16 protein-coding genes are annotated in these 16,132 nt (G+C 71.7%); 9 read left to right on the forward strand and 7 right to left on the reverse strand.

All coding sequences use genetic code 11. The features are described 5' to 3' along the window. Window positions 1-73 precede the first annotated feature (73 nt). Entirely contained in the window at window positions 74-313 is a 240-nt protein-coding gene (locus ACQP2Y_RS38870; RefSeq protein ID WP_125803548.1) for a DUF7455 domain-containing protein, read from the forward strand. Between the two features lie 1,013 nt (window positions 314-1,326). Here ACQP2Y_RS38870 and ACQP2Y_RS38875 read toward each other — a convergent pair. From ACQP2Y_RS38875 to ACQP2Y_RS38885, 3 genes are all read right to left on the reverse strand, one after another. After that, window positions 1,327-3,048 (reverse strand): DEAD/DEAH box helicase, encoded by a 1,722-nt coding sequence (locus ACQP2Y_RS38875; RefSeq protein WP_433721366.1) that lies wholly within the window; start codon window positions 3,046-3,048, stop codon window positions 1,327-1,329. Window positions 3,049-3,146: 98 nt separating this feature from the next. Next, window positions 3,147-3,761, reverse strand: coding sequence for a trimeric intracellular cation channel family protein (locus tag ACQP2Y_RS38880; protein WP_360831228.1), 615 nt, complete (start codon window positions 3,759-3,761; stop codon window positions 3,147-3,149). Window positions 3,762-3,777: 16 nt separating this feature from the next. Beyond that, window positions 3,778-3,996: a DUF3039 domain-containing protein gene (locus tag ACQP2Y_RS38885; protein WP_433721368.1), complete on the reverse strand. Its 219-nt coding sequence runs from the start codon at window positions 3,994-3,996 to the stop codon at window positions 3,778-3,780. A 205-nt stretch (window positions 3,997-4,201) separates the two neighbouring features. On the opposite strand from ACQP2Y_RS38885, the gene ACQP2Y_RS38890 reads away from it, so the two are divergent. Then, on the forward strand, window positions 4,202-5,146 hold the full coding sequence (locus tag ACQP2Y_RS38890; protein ID WP_433732214.1) for a pseudouridine-5'-phosphate glycosidase: 945 nt from the start codon (window positions 4,202-4,204) through the stop codon (window positions 5,144-5,146). Between the two features lie 2 nt (window positions 5,147-5,148). Next, window positions 5,149-6,030: a carbohydrate kinase family protein gene (locus ACQP2Y_RS38895; protein WP_433732217.1), complete on the forward strand. Its 882-nt coding sequence runs from the start codon at window positions 5,149-5,151 to the stop codon at window positions 6,028-6,030. 8 nt (window positions 6,031-6,038) lie between these two features. Here ACQP2Y_RS38895 and ACQP2Y_RS38900 read toward each other — a convergent pair whose 3' ends face one another. Further along, window positions 6,039-6,365 (reverse strand): DUF3099 domain-containing protein, encoded by a 327-nt coding sequence (locus ACQP2Y_RS38900; protein WP_433721369.1) that lies wholly within the window; start codon window positions 6,363-6,365, stop codon window positions 6,039-6,041. A gap of 156 nt (window positions 6,366-6,521) precedes the next feature. Here ACQP2Y_RS38900 and ACQP2Y_RS38905 point away from each other — a divergent pair, with 156 nt between their 5' ends. Next, window positions 6,522-8,903 carry a putative bifunctional diguanylate cyclase/phosphodiesterase gene (locus ACQP2Y_RS38905; protein ID WP_433721370.1) on the forward strand — a complete coding sequence of 794 codons (2,382 nt, stop codon included), beginning with the start codon at window positions 6,522-6,524 and terminating at the stop codon, window positions 8,901-8,903. Here the strand turns inward: ACQP2Y_RS38905 and ACQP2Y_RS38910 are convergent. Next, a complete protein-coding gene (locus ACQP2Y_RS38910; protein ID WP_433721371.1) occupies window positions 8,869-9,435 on the reverse strand; it encodes an HhH-GPD-type base excision DNA repair protein in 567 nt (188 codons plus the stop codon). The genes ACQP2Y_RS38905 and ACQP2Y_RS38910 overlap by 35 nt on opposite strands. Before the next feature lie 100 nt (window positions 9,436-9,535). Here ACQP2Y_RS38910 and ACQP2Y_RS38915 point away from each other — a divergent pair, with 100 nt between their 5' ends. The 3 genes from ACQP2Y_RS38915 to dtd are packed head-to-tail and all read left to right on the forward strand — an operon-like array spanning window position 9,536 to window position 10,961. Further along, window positions 9,536-9,874, forward strand: a complete 339-nt coding sequence (locus tag ACQP2Y_RS38915; RefSeq protein WP_433721372.1) for a hypothetical protein — start codon at window positions 9,536-9,538, stop codon at window positions 9,872-9,874. Window positions 9,875-9,891: 17 nt separating this feature from the next. After that, window positions 9,892-10,551: a phosphotransferase gene (locus tag ACQP2Y_RS38920; protein WP_433721373.1), complete on the forward strand. Its 660-nt coding sequence runs from the start codon at window positions 9,892-9,894 to the stop codon at window positions 10,549-10,551. Beyond that, window positions 10,539-10,961 (forward strand): D-aminoacyl-tRNA deacylase, encoded by a 423-nt coding sequence (dtd, locus tag ACQP2Y_RS38925; protein ID WP_433721374.1) that lies wholly within the window; start codon window positions 10,539-10,541, stop codon window positions 10,959-10,961. The genes ACQP2Y_RS38920 and dtd overlap by 13 nt, the downstream gene beginning before the upstream one ends. Here dtd and ACQP2Y_RS38930 read toward each other — a convergent pair. Beyond that, on the reverse strand, window positions 10,958-11,743 hold the full coding sequence (locus tag ACQP2Y_RS38930) for a sporulation protein (RefSeq protein ID WP_433721375.1): 786 nt from the start codon (window positions 11,741-11,743) through the stop codon (window positions 10,958-10,960). The two genes, dtd and ACQP2Y_RS38930, sit on opposite strands and share 4 nt — an antisense overlap. 310 nt (window positions 11,744-12,053) lie before the next feature. Between ACQP2Y_RS38930 and sigB the strand changes: the two genes are divergently transcribed. Together sigB and ACQP2Y_RS38940 are read left to right on the forward strand one after the other, a co-directional pair. Then, window positions 12,054-13,010, forward strand: coding sequence for an RNA polymerase sigma factor SigB (gene sigB / locus ACQP2Y_RS38935; RefSeq protein ID WP_360822226.1), 957 nt, complete (start codon window positions 12,054-12,056; stop codon window positions 13,008-13,010). Between the two features lie 152 nt (window positions 13,011-13,162). Next, the gene (locus ACQP2Y_RS38940) at window positions 13,163-13,540 is read left to right on the forward strand and encodes a YrdB family protein (protein ID WP_433721376.1); all 378 of its coding nucleotides are present in this window, start codon (window positions 13,163-13,165) and stop codon (window positions 13,538-13,540) included. Window positions 13,541-13,573: 33 nt separating this feature from the next. Here ACQP2Y_RS38940 and ACQP2Y_RS38945 read toward each other — a convergent pair whose 3' ends face one another. Further along, window positions 13,574-16,120 (reverse strand): GNAT family N-acetyltransferase, encoded by a 2,547-nt coding sequence (locus ACQP2Y_RS38945; RefSeq protein WP_433721377.1) that lies wholly within the window; start codon window positions 16,118-16,120, stop codon window positions 13,574-13,576. Window positions 16,121-16,132: the final 12 nt, after the last annotated feature.

The following is a 16,132-nucleotide window of genomic DNA, read 5'->3' on the forward strand; positions in this document are numbered from 1 at the left end:
CCAAGGGTGTTGCACCATGGGTGAGCAGTAGCCGAGGAACATGTTCATCGGTGACGACCAGAGGAGGAAGGCGATGACCCCGACTCTCACGCCGCCGGCGGGAACGGTGGCCGGACCAGCAGCCGATGAACGGTGCGACCGCTGCAATGCAGCCGGAAAGCTCCGTTTGACCCTGGCTGGTGGCAGCGAGCTGGTGTTCTGCGGACACCACGCCAACAGGTACGCCGAGGACCTGGTGAAGATCACGGTCCAGTACAAGGCGGACCCGGAGTTCTCTTGGCGTGGCGCAGACATGATGTCTAACTCCAACTAACCCCCGACAGACGATCTGAGGGGCGCCCGGTGTGGGCGCCCCTTATTTTTTGTTTTTGCTGGGTGCGTGGTGGGGCTTGGGGGCGGGGATGACCCACGCAGCCCGTCAGGCTTGATGTCTGCGTGGGTCATCCCCGCCCCCAAGCCCGCTGTGGTCCAGCTGGGTGATCCTCCGCGGCCTTTCCTAACCCACTACGCTTTTCGTGCCTCGCGCAGTTGCCGGGCCGCCCTTTACCTGGACCCGGGGCAGTCGCCAGCCGTGCCATGCAGGGATTGGCAGCGCGCCGCGGATTCTTCTGGTTCCGGCTGGCCGGCCACCTCGGCCTGCACAGCGCCACGCAGTCACGCCGGGCCTGGGTCGCCCGGTCACGGCCTGACTCAGCTCCCAGCTCCCAGCTCCCAGCTCCCAGCTCCCAGCTCCCAGCTCCCAGCTCCCAGCTCCCAGCTCCCAGCTCCCAGCTCCCAGCTCCCAGCTCCCAGCTCCCAGCTCCCAGCTCCCAGCTCCCAGCTCCCAGCTCCCAGCTCCCAGCTCCCAGCTCCCAGCTCCCAGCTCCCAGCTCCCAGCTCCCAGCTCCCAGCTCCCAGCTCCCAGCTCCCAGCTCCCAGCTCCCAGCTCCCAGCTCCCAGCGAGTCTGAACCCCCGCCTTCCAGCGCGCGCAGCGTCGTGAGCGCGGCATTTTGCGCGGTTGTTGAGCTATTGCATGGGGCTGACAGCGGATGCCCTGGAGTTCAGGCAGACTCCTGCGGGCGAATCGCCAGCTGCGAGCGCGAAGGCCGGCAGCCCACGTTCCCGCTCGCCAAAGACCAGCGCGCCGGCCTGCTGCCGGCGACCCCATTCCGATCTCGATCGCGACCGTCTCGGCGCGGGCCCGGAGACCATGGCCGAAAGCCATGGCCGGATGGTTCGCCAACCACTGCGCCATGCCGATGCCGGCGGAGCCAACCGCGTCGGCAAAGCCTCTGGACGGGCCGCTCAGCCGTGCCCGGCCGCGTATCGCAGGGGAACAGAAACGGCTACATCGTTTGGATTGTGGCGATTCGTTCTTCTAGTTGTTCGATTGTTGCCTGGGCGCTCGGCGGGCCCCCGCACAGACGCCGGAGCTCAGCGTGGATCTTGCCGTGGGGCAGGTTTGTGCGGTGGTGGTGAGCCGCCACCAGAGTGTTCAGCTGGCGGCGCAGGCTGTTTCGGCGTTCGCCCGCGCTCAGCGTCACCACCGGCTCCCGCTGGGCCGGGACCGGCTCAGCCGCCTTCTGCCGCTTCTGGGCCGCCAGTTGCTCACTCTGCCGCCGTTCGAGCAGCACGCTCACCTGGTCGGGCGTCAGGAGGCCCGGCAGCCCCAGGTATTCCTCTTCCTCGGGCGTTCCCGTACGGGCCCCGGTGCCGAACGAGGCGCCGTCGTAGATCACCTGGTCGAGCTCGGCCGTCGCTGACAGGGCTTCGAAGCGCTTTTCCAGGTCGCCCTCGGCGTCTTCGGCTCGCTGGGCGCGTTCCAGCAGGGCGTCGTCCAGGCCGTCGGGGTCTTTCGGGGCGCCCAGGATGTGGTCGCGTTCGGCTTCCATCTCGCTGGCCAGGCCCAGCAGGTGCGGGACGCTCGGCAGGAAGACCGTCGCTGTCTCGCCGGTGCGGCGGGCCCGGACGAACCGGCCGATCGCCTGGGCGAAGTACAGCGGGGTCGAGGCGCTGGTCGCGTACACGCCGACGGCCAGGCGGGGGATGTCGACGCCTTCCGACACCATGCGGACCGCGACCATCCAGCGTTCGTCGGAGACCGCGAACGAGGCGATCCGGGCCGAGGCGCCCTGGTCGTCGGAGAGGACGACCACCGCCGGCTGGCCGGTGATCTCGCCGAGGAGCTTCGCGTACGCCCGGGCGGTCTGCTGGTCGCTGGCGATGACCAGGCCGCCCGCGTCCGTCATGCCGTGCTCGCGGAGCCGGGACAGCCGTGCGTCCGCCGCGCGCAGCACCTGGGGCATCCAGTCGCCGCGGTGGTCCAGGGCCGTGCGCCAGGCCTGGGCCACCAGGTCCTTGGTCATCGGCTCGCCCAGGCGGGCCGCCAGTTCGTCGCCGGCGCTGGTCCGCCACCGGGTCTCGCCGGAGTACGCCATGAACAGCACCGGCCGGACGACGCCGTCGCGCAGCGCGTCCGAGTAGCCGTAGACCGAGTCCGAGCGGGACCGCTGGAGGCCGTTCTCGCCGCGTTCGTAGACGACGAACGGGATCGGGTTGTCGTCCGAGCGGAACGGCGTGCCGGTGAGCATCAGCCGGCGTTCGGCTTCCTCGAAGGCCGACTTCACGCCGTCGCCCCAGGTGCGGGAGTCGCCGGCGTGGTGGATCTCGTCCAGGATGACCATCGTCGGGCGGGTCATCGTGCGCCGCCGGTGCACCGCCGGTGCCATGCCGACCTGCGCGTACGTCAGCACGGCCCCGTGGAAGTCGCGGGACGAGTGCACGTCGGCGTTGCGGAACGACGGGTCGAGCTGGATGCCGACGCGGGCCGCCGCGTTCGCCCACTGGGTCTTCAGGTGCTCGGTCGGGCAGACCACGGTGACCGCCTCGACGGTGCCGTCGGCGAGCAGCTCGGCGGCGATCCGCAGGGCGAAGGTGGTCTTGCCCGCGCCCGGGGTCGCGACGGCCATGAAGTCGGGGCTGCGCCTTCGCAGATACTCCACCAGGGCTTTGCGCTGCCAGGCGCGCAGCGGCGGGAAGGTCTCCAGATTCGGCAGGGGCGGACTCAAGCTCGACGATCCTCTCGACTCACACCACACAGCAAAATGCCCCCGCGCAACGGCCGCAGAGGCGAACCCAGCATAGCGGCGGCGGGCCGCCACCGTGGTCACGGCACAGCGACGGGTGCCGACCAGCGCCGGTACAGCGCCAGCAGCCGTACCCCGGTCATCGCGGCCGCAGCCGACGCCAGCGGGACCGGTCCGGCCAGGTCGAGCCTGTTCAGCAGCGTCACCGTCGCCGCGCCGCCCAGCGCGACCACCGCGTAGATGTCGCGTTGCAGCACCACCGGGATCTCCCCGGTGAGCAGGTCGCGGGCCAGGCCGCCGCCGATGCCGGTGAGCATGCCGATCAGGCAGGCGCCGACCGCCGGCAGGCCGGCATCCAGAGCTTTGATCGTGCCCAGGACGGTGAACAGGCCCAGGCCGGCGGCGTCCAGCAGCAGCACGGTACGCCGCAGCCGGTTGAGCTGCGGGTGCAGGTAGAACACCGCCACTGAGGCGCTCACCGCCGTGACGGCGTACCGCCAGTCGGAGAAGGCGAGCGGCGGCACCGCGCCGATCACGAGATCGCGCAGAATGCCGCCGCCGAGGGCTGCGACGAAGCCGACGAAGCCGACGCCGAACAGGTCGAGCCGCTTCGCGACGGCGGCACTGGCGCCGGAGGCCGCGAAGACGGCCACGCCGATCAGGTCCGCGACCAGCAGGCTGTAGCTGCCCGTCACGAGAACCGGCCGGGGGTCAGTGCTTCATCGACTCGTAGATCTCCTTGCACTGCGGGCACACCGGCGAGCCCGGCTTCGGTGACTTGGTGACCGGGAACTTCTCCCCACAGAGAGCCGTCACGAAGCTGCCCATCACGGCACTCTCCGCGATCTTCTCTTTGCGCACATAGTGGAACATCTCGGGACCGGTGTCGGCGTCCTTGGTCTCCGGACGCTCCAGGATCTGCGTGCTCACGGCATCTGCCCTTCATGAGTCTCATGACTGTGCGCTCAACGGCACAGCACCGGTGAATCGGCGCTGTTGCCGGGCCCGCGTGCCCCCCGGTCACCGCGGAAGAAGCTCCAACCCACAAGTCTGACACCTCACGCCTGGTCGGTCCAACAACAACGGAGCCGCAGGGCACCGTACCGTTGCCATCGTGACCGATTCCACGCGGCAGATGGGCCGCTATGCCATCCGTTACGGCGACCATGTGTCCCGGGCGCGCCGCGACGGCCGCCCGGTGGTGGCACTGGAGAGCACGATCGTCTCGCACGGCCTGCCCCGGCCCGACAACCTGCGGGTCGCCCGGGAGATCGAGCAGACCGTCCGTGACAACGGTGCCGTCCCCGCGACCATCGGGATGATCGGCGGTGAGCTCGTCGTCGGCCTCGAGGACCACCAGATCGAGCACCTGGCCGGCGCCGACGGGGTGGCCAAGCTCTCCGTCCGCGACCTGGCCGTCGCCGCCGCCACCGGTGCCGACGGGGCCACCACGGTCGCCGCGACCAGCGCGATCGCCGCGGCGGCCGAGATCGGCGTCTTCGCCACCGGCGGGCTCGGCGGCGTGCACCGCGAGGCCAACAGCACCTTCGACGAGTCCAACGACCTGACCACGCTGGCCCGTACGCCGATCGTCGTGGTCTGTGCCGGGGTCAAGTCGATCCTCGACGTCGGCGCCACCCTGGAGCGCCTGGAGACCCTCGGGGTCTCCGTCGCCGGGTACGGCACCCACCGCTTCCCCGGCTTCTTCGTCACCGACGGCGGTTTCGACGTCGACTGGCGGCTGGACTCCCCGAAGCAGGTCGCCGACGTCATCGCGGCCCGGGCTGACCAGGGCGTCGGAGCCGGCGCGCTGGTGCTGGGCAACCCGCTGCCGGCCGACGAGCAGCTCGACCCGGCCCTGCACGACCGCACCCTGGCCGAGGGGCTGGAGCTGCTGGCCCGGGACGAGGTCACCGGCAAGGCCGTGACGCCGTTCCTGCTGGCGCACTTCCACAGCAGCACCGAGGGCAAGAGCCTGGCGGTCAACGTGCGGATCATCCTGCGCAACGCGGCCCTGGCGGCCCAGATCGCGGCCGCGGCCACCCCGGCCCCGGCAACCCTCGGCTTCGCGCTGCCGTGAGCGTGCTGGTTGTCGGTGATCTGGTGACCGACGTGCTGGTCACGCACGCCGGGCCGCTCGCCGTGGGCTCCGACACCGAGGCGCGGATCCTGGTCGGCGGGGGCGGGCAGGCGGCCAACACGGCTGCCTGGCTGGCCTATGCCGGGGCGGGGGCCACCCTGATCGCCGCGGTCGGTGACGATCATGCCGGCCGGGAACGGATCGCCGAGCTGGTCGCGGCCGGGGTGCGGTGCACGGTGCGGGCCCATCCCGGGGTACCGACGGGCAGTGTGGTGGTGCTCAGTTCGGCTGACGAGCGCACGATGATCACCGACCGGGGGGCCGCGCTGCTGCTGGACCCGGCGGATGTCACAGCTGCCGTCAAGGCCGCGCAGGGCGTCACCCACCTGCATCTGTCCGGCTATCCGCTGCTGCACGCGGGGTCGCGGCCGGGTGGGCTGGCCGCGCTGGCGGCGGCCCGGGAGCGGGGGCTGACCACGAGTGTCGACGCGGCGTCGGCCGAGCCGCTGCGGCAGCTCGGTGCTGAGGCGTTCCTCGACCTGCTGCACGGCGTCGACCTGCTGCTGTGCAACGCCGACGAGGCCGCCGTGCTGGGCGGGACGGGCCCGGCGGAGGAACAGGCAGCCGCGTTGACCGCGGTGGCGGTCAACGTGGTGGTCAAACTTGGGGAAGATGGTGCCGTCTGGGCATCCCGGGACGGGGTGTTGCGGTCGGTTGCGGGTGTGCGCGTACCGGCGCTTGATCCGACCGGGGCGGGTGACGCTTTTGCCGCCGGCCTGCTCACCGCGTGGTGTGCCGGTGCGGAGCCGGCAGCTGCGCTCTCGGCCGGCGCCGCACTCGGCGCGGCGGCCGTGCAGACGGCCGGCGCGCGACCGCTGCCTTAGGGCCTGTCCTAGGGCTCGATGTCGATGGTGCGCTGCTTGATGACCTCGGCCGCCTCCGGCTCGAGGATCCGCTGCTGGTTGACCGCCGGGCTCGCCGCCGGGTTGGCCCGGCTCTTGGGCGGGCGGTCGTTGGCGATCAGCACCGCGGCCCACGGCAGGAAGACCATGCCGATGGCGCAGAGGACCAGCCAGACCGGCAGCAGGGGCGGGCGGACGCTGACCAGGACAGCGCCGATGATCAGGCAGGCGGCCCGGCCACCCATCATGGTCACGTAACGGATCTGGCGGCTGCGGAGCTGTTCGCTCGGGCTGCGAGCGGCGTTGGTGATCAACACCGGCTGCTTCTTCACCTTGGATCTCCGATCGACAACCCATCCTCGCACCGCGACCGGGCAGGTGCCCACAATCGACGCAGTCCTCCGCTCGCATCCGGGGCCGGTAGCGACCCGGAACCGTTCACAAAGCCCGCGGTCCTACCGATCAGGGAAGATGTGCGGTGGCTGCCCTGTGGGCTGAACCGGCGGCGCTGGTCGGGCGTCGCCCTCGTCGTCGTGGTCGCGCTGCTGGGCTGCACGACCTCCTGGTTCGCCGCGCGTAACGCGCGCACCGCCGAGCAGCGCTACGCCGCGCAGCTCATGGACCGCTACACCAGCGACCTCACGCGGGCGATCACCACCCAGATCCAGCGGTACGGCGACACCCTCGCCGACGTCGCCATCGCCCTGGGCTCGCAGACGGACCTGACCGCCGGCGACTTCACCTGGATCACCAACAAGATCAGTAACCGCCACCTGCCCGGCGCCACGTCGCTCGGCTTCGTGGTCTCCACCCCGCCCGGCGGCGTCGCGGCGACACAGTCCTACTGGCGTAGCCGTGGCGCCACCGACCTGACCCTGCGGCCGGCCGCGACCGAGGGCGAGCATGCGTTCGCGGTGTTCGCCCGCTCGTTCGACGACGTGCCCGCGCGGCCCGGCACCGACGTGTCCGCCTCGCCCGAGGCCGCCAAGGCGCTGAAGGACGCGTACACGGTCGGCGGTTTCGCCGTCAGCCGGGCGTACGTGCTGCTCAAGGACCAGGCAATCCCGGTGGCCGAGCGTCAGCTGTCGTTCCTGTTCGCGGTGCCGGTCGCCCGCATCGGCGGCGCCTTCCGCGGCTGGCTGACCATGGGGGTGCACGGGCGTGACCTGCTGGCGGAGACGCTGCGGACGCAGGCCCACGGCGCGGTGGCCGCCGACCTGGACGACCCGACCGACGCCGTCGAACGGGCCATCGCCACCGCGGGGATCGCCGCGCCGGACCACTCCCCCGCGCTCGACCGGGTCGCCACCGTCTCGGTCGGGCTGCGCACCTGGCAGCTGAAGGTGCATCCCACCGAGCAGCTGTTGCGGGAGACCGACCGCGGCATCGTGAAGACCACCTTCGCCGTGGCCCTGACCATCGCGTTCCTGCTCACCACGCTCGTCGCCATGCTCACCGGCGCCCGCAACCGGGCGATGGGCAAGGTCGACGCGGCCACGGCGGCGCTGCGCGGTGACATCGAACGCCGGCAGCAGGTCGAGAACCGGCTGCGCGAACGCGAGCTCGAACTCGAACAGATGGCCCTGCACGACCCGCTGACCGGGCTGGCCAACCGGGCCGGCCTGGACGCCCGGCTGGCCGAGGTGGTGGGCCGGCGTACCGACATCGCCCTGCTGCTCATCGATCTCGACGACTTCAAGCTGGTCAACGACGTGCACGGGCACGCCGCCGGCGACGCCATGCTGACCGAGTTCGCGCAGGTCCTGCTGGCCGGGGTGCGGACCGGCGACGTGGCCGCCCGGATCGGCGGCGACGAGTTCGTGGTGCTGGTCACCGGCGTGACCAGCCCGGACCAGGCGGTCGCGGCGGCGCAGCGGGTGCTGGCCATGGCGGCCGCGGCGCCGGTCCATCTGGGTGACGACCTGCTACCGGTACGGGCCAGCGTCGGCGTGGCGACCAGCCGGCCCGACGACACCCCGAAGGAACTGCTGCGCCGCGCCGACATCGCCATGTACCAGGCCAAGCACCTGGGCAACCACGGCGTCCAGCTGCACGACCCGTCGATGAGCGACCACCGCGCGGCCGACGCCCAGCTCGGCGAGGACCTGGCCGGCGCCCTGGAACGCGGCGAGCTGCACGTGCTCTACCAGCCGCTGGTCGACCTCGCCGACGCCCGTCCGGTCGGGGTCGAGGCGCTGCTCCGCTGGCATCATCCGCGGCTGGGCGTGGTGCCACCGACGCAGTTCATCCCGATCGCCGAGCGCAGCGGCACGATCGCCGACATCGGCCTGTGGGTGCTGGAGACGGCCTGCCGCCAGGTCGTCGAGTGGGGCGACCTCTACGTCAGCGTCAACCTGTCCCCGCGGCAGCTGCAGGAGGAGTCGCTGGTGGCGGACGTGCTGGGGGTGCTGACGCGTACCGGACTGGCGCCGGACCGGCTGTGCCTGGAGATCACCGAGTCGGCCCTGGTGGACGAGAGCGCCGGCATCGCCAAGCTGCGGGCGCTGCGCGACCACGGCATCCACGTGGCGATCGACGACTTCGGCACCGGCTACTCGTCGCTGCACTACCTGACCCGGCTCCCGGTCGACATCCTCAAGATCGACCGCAGCTTCGTGGCCCAGCTCGACGGCACCCCGGAGGGCTCGGGCATCACCGAGGCGATCCTGCGGCTGAGCCAGGTGCTGCACCTCAAGACGGTGGCCGAGGGCATCGAGAACGCGGAGCAGGCGGCGGAATTGCAGATGCTGGGCTGCGGCATCGGGCAGGGCTACCTCTTCGCCCGGCCGCTGCCGCCGGCGGACCTCTTCGAGCTGCTGGTCAGCCCTTCGCGGCAGCCTTCATCTCCTTTTTGAACGCCCGCACCTTGCCCAGCGACTCGGCGTCGACGATGTCGGCCACCGAGCGGTGCGAGCCCTCCTCGCCGTACGCGCCGGCGGCCTCGCGCCAGCCGGGCGGCTGAACGCCGTACTGCTTGCCGAGCAGGGCGGTGAAGATCTGCGACTTCTGCTGGCCGAAGCCGGGCAGGGCGGCGATCCGCTTGACCAGCTCCTTGCCGTCCGCGGCGTCGCGCCAGAGGTTGGCGGCGTCCCCGTCGTACGTGCCGACCAGGGCCCGGCACACCTCCTGTACGCGGGCGGCCATGGCCTTGGGGAAGCGGTGCAGGGCGGGCGGCGTGGCGAAGATCGTGACGAGCTGCTCGGGATCGAACTCGGCGAGCTCGGTGGCGGTGGGGGCATGACCGAGCCGCTGCGCGAGCACGTACGGCGAGCTGAACGCCTTCTCCAGCGGGATCTGCTGGTCCAGCACCATGCCGATGAGCAGGGCCAGCGGGTCGTTCGCCAGCAGCTCATTGGCCTCGGCGTCGATGGGCAGCGAAAGCGTCATGGCCCACATCCTATGGACTTCCCCCAGGCCAGGACCGCGGTGACCGCGGGTTCCGGCTGAGCCCGGTTTGCTGCGGTGCGGTTCGGGCAAAACCCTGACCATGAGTGACAACAGCGAGATCGGCAACGGCGACTACGCTCCCGAGGCAGTCGAGGAGCCGAGCACGTACCGCCCCGAGAAGGGTGACGACGACCCGGGCCTGTCGAGCACCATCGCCGCCGGCACCGACACCGAGCAGCTCGTCAACGGCGGTCCGCCGCCCGCGGGTGGCGGCATCATGACCACCACCGGCGGCACCGCGGGGCCCAACAGCTTCAAGACTCCCCCGCGTTCGGGCCCCGGCGTCGCGCCGACCACCACCGGTGACGCCACCACCGGCGCGATGACGACCCCGGTCGACAGCTACACCAGCGACGCGTCCAGCAACGCGGTCGACTGACCGGATATCTTCGGCGGGTGACGGGACCGTTGCTCGCCGCCGGCCGGGAGGCCGACGTGTACGCGCTGGACGACCAGCGCGTGTTGCGCCGCTACCGGCGGGACGCCGACGTGACCGGCGAGGCCGACGCCATGCGTCACCTCGCCGGTCTCGGCTATCCGGTCCCGGCCGTGTACGAGGCCACCGGCCGCGACATGGTCTTGGAACGCCTCGACGGCCCGACGATGGCCCACGCCCTGACGACCGGCGAGCTCGGTCTGGAGGAGGCCGCCACGCACCTGGCCGACCTGCTGCGCCGGCTGCACGAGCTGCTACCGTGGCCCGGCGCTCCGGCCGGCTCCTCTGTCGTCCACCTGGACCTGCACCCGGAGAACGTGCTGATGACCGCCCGGGGTCCGGTGGTGATCGACTGGTGCAACGCCCGCCCCGGCGAGCCGGATCTGGACACCGGCCTGACCGCGCTGATCGTGGCCCAGGTCGCCGTCGAGCACGGCCATGAGTGGTCCGCGGCCGCCGACCGGTTGCTGGTGGCGTTCCTGCGGGTGGCCCCCGGCGACCCGGTCCGGCTGCTCGACGAGGTCGTGCGCTTCCGCCGGTGGCAGCTCGACACGCTCACGCCGGCCGAGATCGCGCTGATCGACACGGCGGCGGAGAGGATGCGGGCATGCGTGCGTTGATCCAGACCGTCAGCCGGGCCAGTGTCACGGTGGACGACGAGGTCGTCGGCAAGATCGAGGACGGGCTGCTGGTGCTGGTCGGCGTCACCCACGACGACACCGCCGCGACCGCCGCCGCCCTGGCCCGCAAGGTGCACGAGCTGCGCATCCTCGACGGTGACGCCTCCGCCGCGGACACCGGCGCCCCGCTGCTGGTGGTCAGCCAGTTCACCCTCTACGGCGACGCCCGCAAGGGCCGCCGGCCCACCTGGTCCGCCGCCGCGCCCGCCGAGGTGGCCGAGCCGTTGGTCACCGCCTTCGTCGAGGCGCTGCGCGAGCGGGGCGCACCGGTGCAGACCGGCCGGTTCCGGGCCCACATGCTCGTGGAGAGCGTGAACGTGGGCCCGAGAACCGTCTGGCTCGAGCTCTAAAAGAAGCCGCGGCGCTGGGCCGACTGCTGCAGCCAGCCGTTGAGCTGCGCCGTCCAGTCGACCTGGTCCACCGAGCGGTAGTCGACGTCGAAGCGGCCGAACGCGTCGTGCCCCTCGGTGAACAGGCCGCCGCGCTTGTCGATCTCCAGCACCACCTGCAGGTTGTGCGGAGTCGGGATGAACGTGACCTCGAGCTGGGTGATCCGGCCCGCGTACTGCGACGGCGGGTAGAACTCGATCTCCTGGTAGAACGGCAGCGTCTGCTGCACGCCGTAGACCCGGCCGCGCTCCACGTCGGCGCGGCTGAACCGGAAGCCCAGCCGCAGGAAGGCGTCCAGGATGCGTTCCTGGGCCGGCAGCGGGTGCACAGCCACCGCGTCCAGGTCACCCTTGTCGACCGCCCGGGCCACTTCGAGCTCGGTACGCAGGCCCATCGTCATGCCGTGCAGGTGCTGGCCGTACACCTCGGTGATCGGGGTCTCCCACGGCACGTCGAAGCGGAACGGGATGTCGTGCCGGGCGCCGGCGTCCAGCTTGAACGAGCCGGTCAGCCGCTGCCGGTGGAACTCCTGGTCGGTGTTGTACTCGCTGTCGCCGCTCTCCACCTCGACCCGGGTCATCAGCCCGACCGCCACGTACTCGATGTCGACGGCGTGGTCGCCGCCCATGACGTGTACCTGCCCCTCGAGGAAGCCCCCGGGGCGGCAGTTGGGGTTGGCGAGCACCGTTTCCACTGACGGGCCCCCGACACCCATCGCCTGCATCATGCGCTTGAAGACCACGAATCCTCCTTGTAACGAACCGTGCCGCCGATTATGGAGCGCCCCCGCCCCGTACGGAATTGCGTCACTGTACGTACATGTCCCACCAAGCCGGGCAGGTTGTCGGGTAAGCGACCTCAGGGTTCTCCCCGATTCATGCCACCTGGACGCTTGCCTCACCTCCGCTTAACGCGCCTGCCGCCAAGCTAGTGATCACCGGCACGAATGCGGCTGGGAATGCACGACTCGGTGAACGCGGGGAGGGGACTGAAAGGTGGTCCTGCAGATGAAGGCGACGGAGTCCACGGCGGCGGTTGCTGCCGAGACCATCATGACTGACGGTGTCGAGCCCTTGGCGGACTTGGACGCGATCGACGAGCGCGGCGTCTCGGCCGACCTGGTCCGGGCGTACCTGAACGGCATCGGCCGCACCCGCCTGCTGACCGCGGTCGAGGAGGTGACGCTCTCCAAGCGGATCGAGGCCGGCCTCTACGCGGAGGAGAAGCTCCCCGCGGCGGGCGACGATCTGGCGCCGCTGCTGCGGATCATCATCACCGAGGGCCGGGCCGCCAAGAACCACCTGCTCGAGGCCAACCTGCGGCTCGTGGTGAGCATCGCGAAGCGCTACACCGGCCGCGGCATGGCGTTCCTGGACCTGATCCAGGAAGGCAACCTGGGCCTGATCCGCGCAGTCGAGAAGTTCGACTACACCAAGGGCTACAAGTTCTCCACGTACGCCACCTGGTGGATCCGCCAGGCCATCACCCGCGCCATGGCCGACCAGGCCCGCACCATCCGCATCCCGGTGCACATGGTCGAGCAGGTCAACCGCATGGTCCGGGCCCGCCGCGACCTCGCCACGACGCTGGGCCGCGAGCCCGTCGTCGCCGAGATCGCCAAGGCCATGGGCGTGCCGGAGTTCCAGGTCATCGAGCTCATCTCGTACGACCGGGAGCCGGTCAGCCTGGACCAGGCCGTCGGTGAGGACGGCGAGAGCGCCCTCGGTGACTTCGTCGCGGCGGTCGACCCGCGCGGCGAGCCCGGCGACAGCGTCGGCCGCAGCGAGCTCCGCGGCGAGGTCGAGATCGTGCTCTCCACGCTGTCCGAGCGGGAGTCCGCGGTGATCCGGCTGCGCTTCGGCCTGGACGACGGCCGGCAGCGCACCCTCGACGAGGTCGGCCGCGAGTTCGGGCTGAGCCGGGAGCGGATCCGCCAGATCGAGAAGGTGACGATGTCCAAGCTGCGCGACCCGCAGCGGGCGTCGCGCCTGGAGGCCTACGCCAGCTGACACCCGCACCAACTACGAGGCCGGTCGCGATGCGCGACCGGCCTCCGCCGTCTCCGGGAGCGGGTCGGGCGAATTCCCGACTGACGCGGCGGGCATCCTCGGCGACAATCAACGCGGGCGCCGCAACGATCGTCGTCGGGAGGTGGGGCCGGGTGCGAGGCTTCCAGCTGCTGCTGCGGTTCGTGCTGGAGTTGTGTGCGCTGGCGGCGCTGGCCTATGCGGGCTGGCAGACGTCGGCCGCCTTCTGGGTGCGGATGCTGATCGCCATCGCGTTGCCGCTGCTCGCGGCCGTCGTGTGGGGACAGTGGGTGGCACCGAAAGCGCGCCGGCCGCTTCCGGATCCGCTGCGGCTCGTGCCGGAATGGATCGTTTTCGGCGGCGCGACTATAGCTCTGGCCGTTACCGGCCATCCGATCCTCGCCGTAGCACTGGCCGTCCTCGCCGCCGCGAATCGCCTCGCCCTGCACCTGCTGCACGTCACCACCGGCGGCCGCACCGAGCAGCACCCCGACCCCCGGATCCCGCGCTGAGGTGACGGCCTGAGCGCGGCGCCGGGCTGAGAGTCAGGCGCTGTGCAGGCGGCGGGGGCCGGTGTCCGGGCGGGTGCCGGCCTCGCCGATCTCCACCGACGCGTGCAGCACCGTGATGCCGTCCGGGCGGGCCAGCACCGGGTTCAGGGACAGGGCGCGGACCCGGGGATGCTCGTCCGCCAGCCGGCCGACGCGCAGCAGCAGATCGACCAGCGCCTCCCGGTCGACCGGCGCCGAGCCGCGATAGCCGTGCAGCAGCGGCGCCGCGCGGGGCTCGTCGACCAGCGCGGCGGCGGCCCGGTCGGTCAGCGGCGCCGCCCGCCAGGCCAGGTCGCCCAGCAGCTCACTGGCCACCCCGCCGAGGCCGAAGCCGACCACCGGGCCGAACGCCGGATCCTCGACGACCTCGATCGTGCACGCCACCCCGGGCGGGACCATCGACTGCACCAGCACGTGCGGGCCGAACGCCGACTCCAGCTCGCGGTAGGCGGCACGGACGTCGTCCTCGTCGGCCAGGGCCAGCCGGACCGCGCCCAGGTCGATGCGGTGCCGCAGGGCGCCTCCGGCCGCCTTCAGCGCGACCGGGTAACCCAGCGCGTCCGCGGCGGCCAGGGCCTCGTCGATCGAGGTGGCGGAGGTGGACGGCTCGACGTTGATGCCGTACGCGGCGAGCAGCTCGGCGGGCGGGCCCTCGACCTCGGCGGCTGACGGGTCCACGCCGGACAGTGCCGGCAGCACGCCCGGTGCGAGGCGGAGCCAGTCGGCGTACCCGGCGACGCGGCCCAGGGCGCGGACGGCCTCCTCCACCGACGGGTACGCCGGCACCCGGTCGGGCATCGTGCCCAGCAGGAATGTCGCCACGGTCGGCTTCTCCCCCGCCATGGCCACGCTGCCCAGGGCCGCGGTGAAGTCGGCGTCCTCGTCGGGGAGCTGACCGGGCAGCGGCGGCGCGAAGACCACCACGAGGGCGTCCACCCGCTCGTCGACGGCGGCGTCGGCCAGCGCGTCGGCGAAGTCGTGCGCGCCCGCCTGCGGGCTGATGTCGCAGGGATAGCCCTCGGCCACCGTCAGGCCGTTGGCCCGGCACGCGGCCACGGCCAGGCTGGACAGCGCCGACGAGTTGCCCACGATCGCGACCCGGCGCCCGGCCGGCAGCGGCTGGTGGGCGAGCAGCAGGCCGACGTCGAACATCTCGGCGACGGTGTCCACCCGGATCACGCCGGAGCGGGCGAACAGGGCGGTGACCGCGCGGGTGTCCGGGCCGGGCAGGTCCCCGGCGAGCCCGGCCGGGCGGGTCGCCGACGCCACCGCGACGACCGGCTTGACCCGGCTCATCCGGCGGGCCAGCCGGGCGAACTTGCGCGGGTTGCCGAACGTCTCCAGATAGAGCAGGACGGCGTCGGTGCCAGGGTCGTCCTGCCAGTACTGCAGCAGGTCGTTGCCGGAGACGTCCGCGCGGTTGCCGGCCGACACGAAGCTGGACAGGCCCAGCCCGCGCCGGTCCGCCTCGGCCAGCAGCGCCACCCCGAGCGCGCCGGACTGGCTGAAGAAGCCGACCCGCCCGGCGGCCGGCAGTCGCGGCGCGAGCGTGGCGTTGAGGCGTACCGCGGGGTCGGTGTTGGCGATCCCCAGGCAGTTCGGGCCGACCACGCGCAGGCCCGCCGCGTGGGCCGCGTCGATCAGTGCGCGCTGCGCGAGCGCACCCTCCACCCCGGACTCGGCGAAGCCGGCGGAGACGACCACGAGACCACCCGCGCCGGCCGCGGCCGCGTCGGCCACGGCGTCCGCGACCCCTTCCGGCGGTACGGCGATCAGCGCCAGATCAACCTCAGCCCGGGCTTCCACCGCCGACCTGTACGCGGGCAGCCCGGCCACCCGTTCCGCGCTGCGATGCACGGGCACGATCGTTCCGGTGTAACCGCCGTCCCGGATGTGACCCAGGATCGCCGCGCCGATGCCCTGGCCGCTGGCGCTGGCGCCGTACACGGCAACGGCACGCGGATGCAGCAGCCGCGCGATCGAGCGCGACTCGGTGCGCTGCTCGCGGCTCTCCTGCACCTCGCGGGACTTCTCCGTGGGGGCGATCGGGAAGCCCAGGTGCACGACGCCGTCGGCGTACTTGCGCTGGACCTGGTAGCCGAAGTCGCTGAAGACCCGCAGCATGCCGCCGTTCTGTGGGAGGACCTCGGCGACGAAGCGGGTGATGCCGTTCTCCCGGGCCGCGTCGGCCAGATGCTCCAGCAGCACCGAGCCGATCCCCCGGCCCTGATGCGCGTCCTCGACGACGAAGGCCACCTCGGCCTCGGGCGACTCCGGGCCCAGCCGCTCGTAGCGGCCGACCGCCATGATCCGCGGGCCGCTGACGATGACGAAGGCCTCGCGGTCGTGATGGTCGACGTTGACGAACCGGGCCAGGTCGCGTTCCGGAATGCGCGGATAGGGAGAGAAGTAGCGCAGGTAGCGGGTGCGGTCGCTCATCCGGGAGTGGAACTCCACGATGGCCGGTGCATCCTCGGGGCTGATCGGGCGCAGATGAACGGCGCTGCCGTCGGAGAGCAGCACGTCCGCCTCTCTGGTCACCGCATTCCCCTC

The sequence above is a fragment of the Actinoplanes sp. CA-051413 genome, from assembly GCF_050955795.1.
Taxonomy (GTDB): Bacteria; Actinomycetota; Actinomycetes; order Mycobacteriales; family Micromonosporaceae; genus Actinoplanes.

Excerpts from the sequence above, each read along its gene's own strand:
- sigB (WP_360822226.1), top strand. The coding sequence starts at position 12,054 with ATGACTGACGGTGTCGAGCCCTTGGCGGACTTGGACGCGATCGACGAG.
- ACQP2Y_RS38910 (WP_433721371.1), bottom strand. The coding sequence starts at position 9,435 with ATGACGCTTTCGCTGCCCATCGACGCCGAGGCCAATGAGCTGCTGGCG.
- ACQP2Y_RS38890 (WP_433732214.1), top strand. The coding sequence starts at position 4,202 with ATGGGCCGCTATGCCATCCGTTACGGCGACCATGTGTCCCGGGCGCGC.
- dtd (WP_433721374.1), top strand. The coding sequence starts at position 10,539 with ATGCGTGCGTTGATCCAGACCGTCAGCCGGGCCAGTGTCACGGTGGAC.
- ACQP2Y_RS38915 (WP_433721372.1), top strand. The coding sequence starts at position 9,536 with ATGAGTGACAACAGCGAGATCGGCAACGGCGACTACGCTCCCGAGGCA.
- ACQP2Y_RS38870 (WP_125803548.1), top strand. The coding sequence starts at position 74 with ATGACCCCGACTCTCACGCCGCCGGCGGGAACGGTGGCCGGACCAGCA.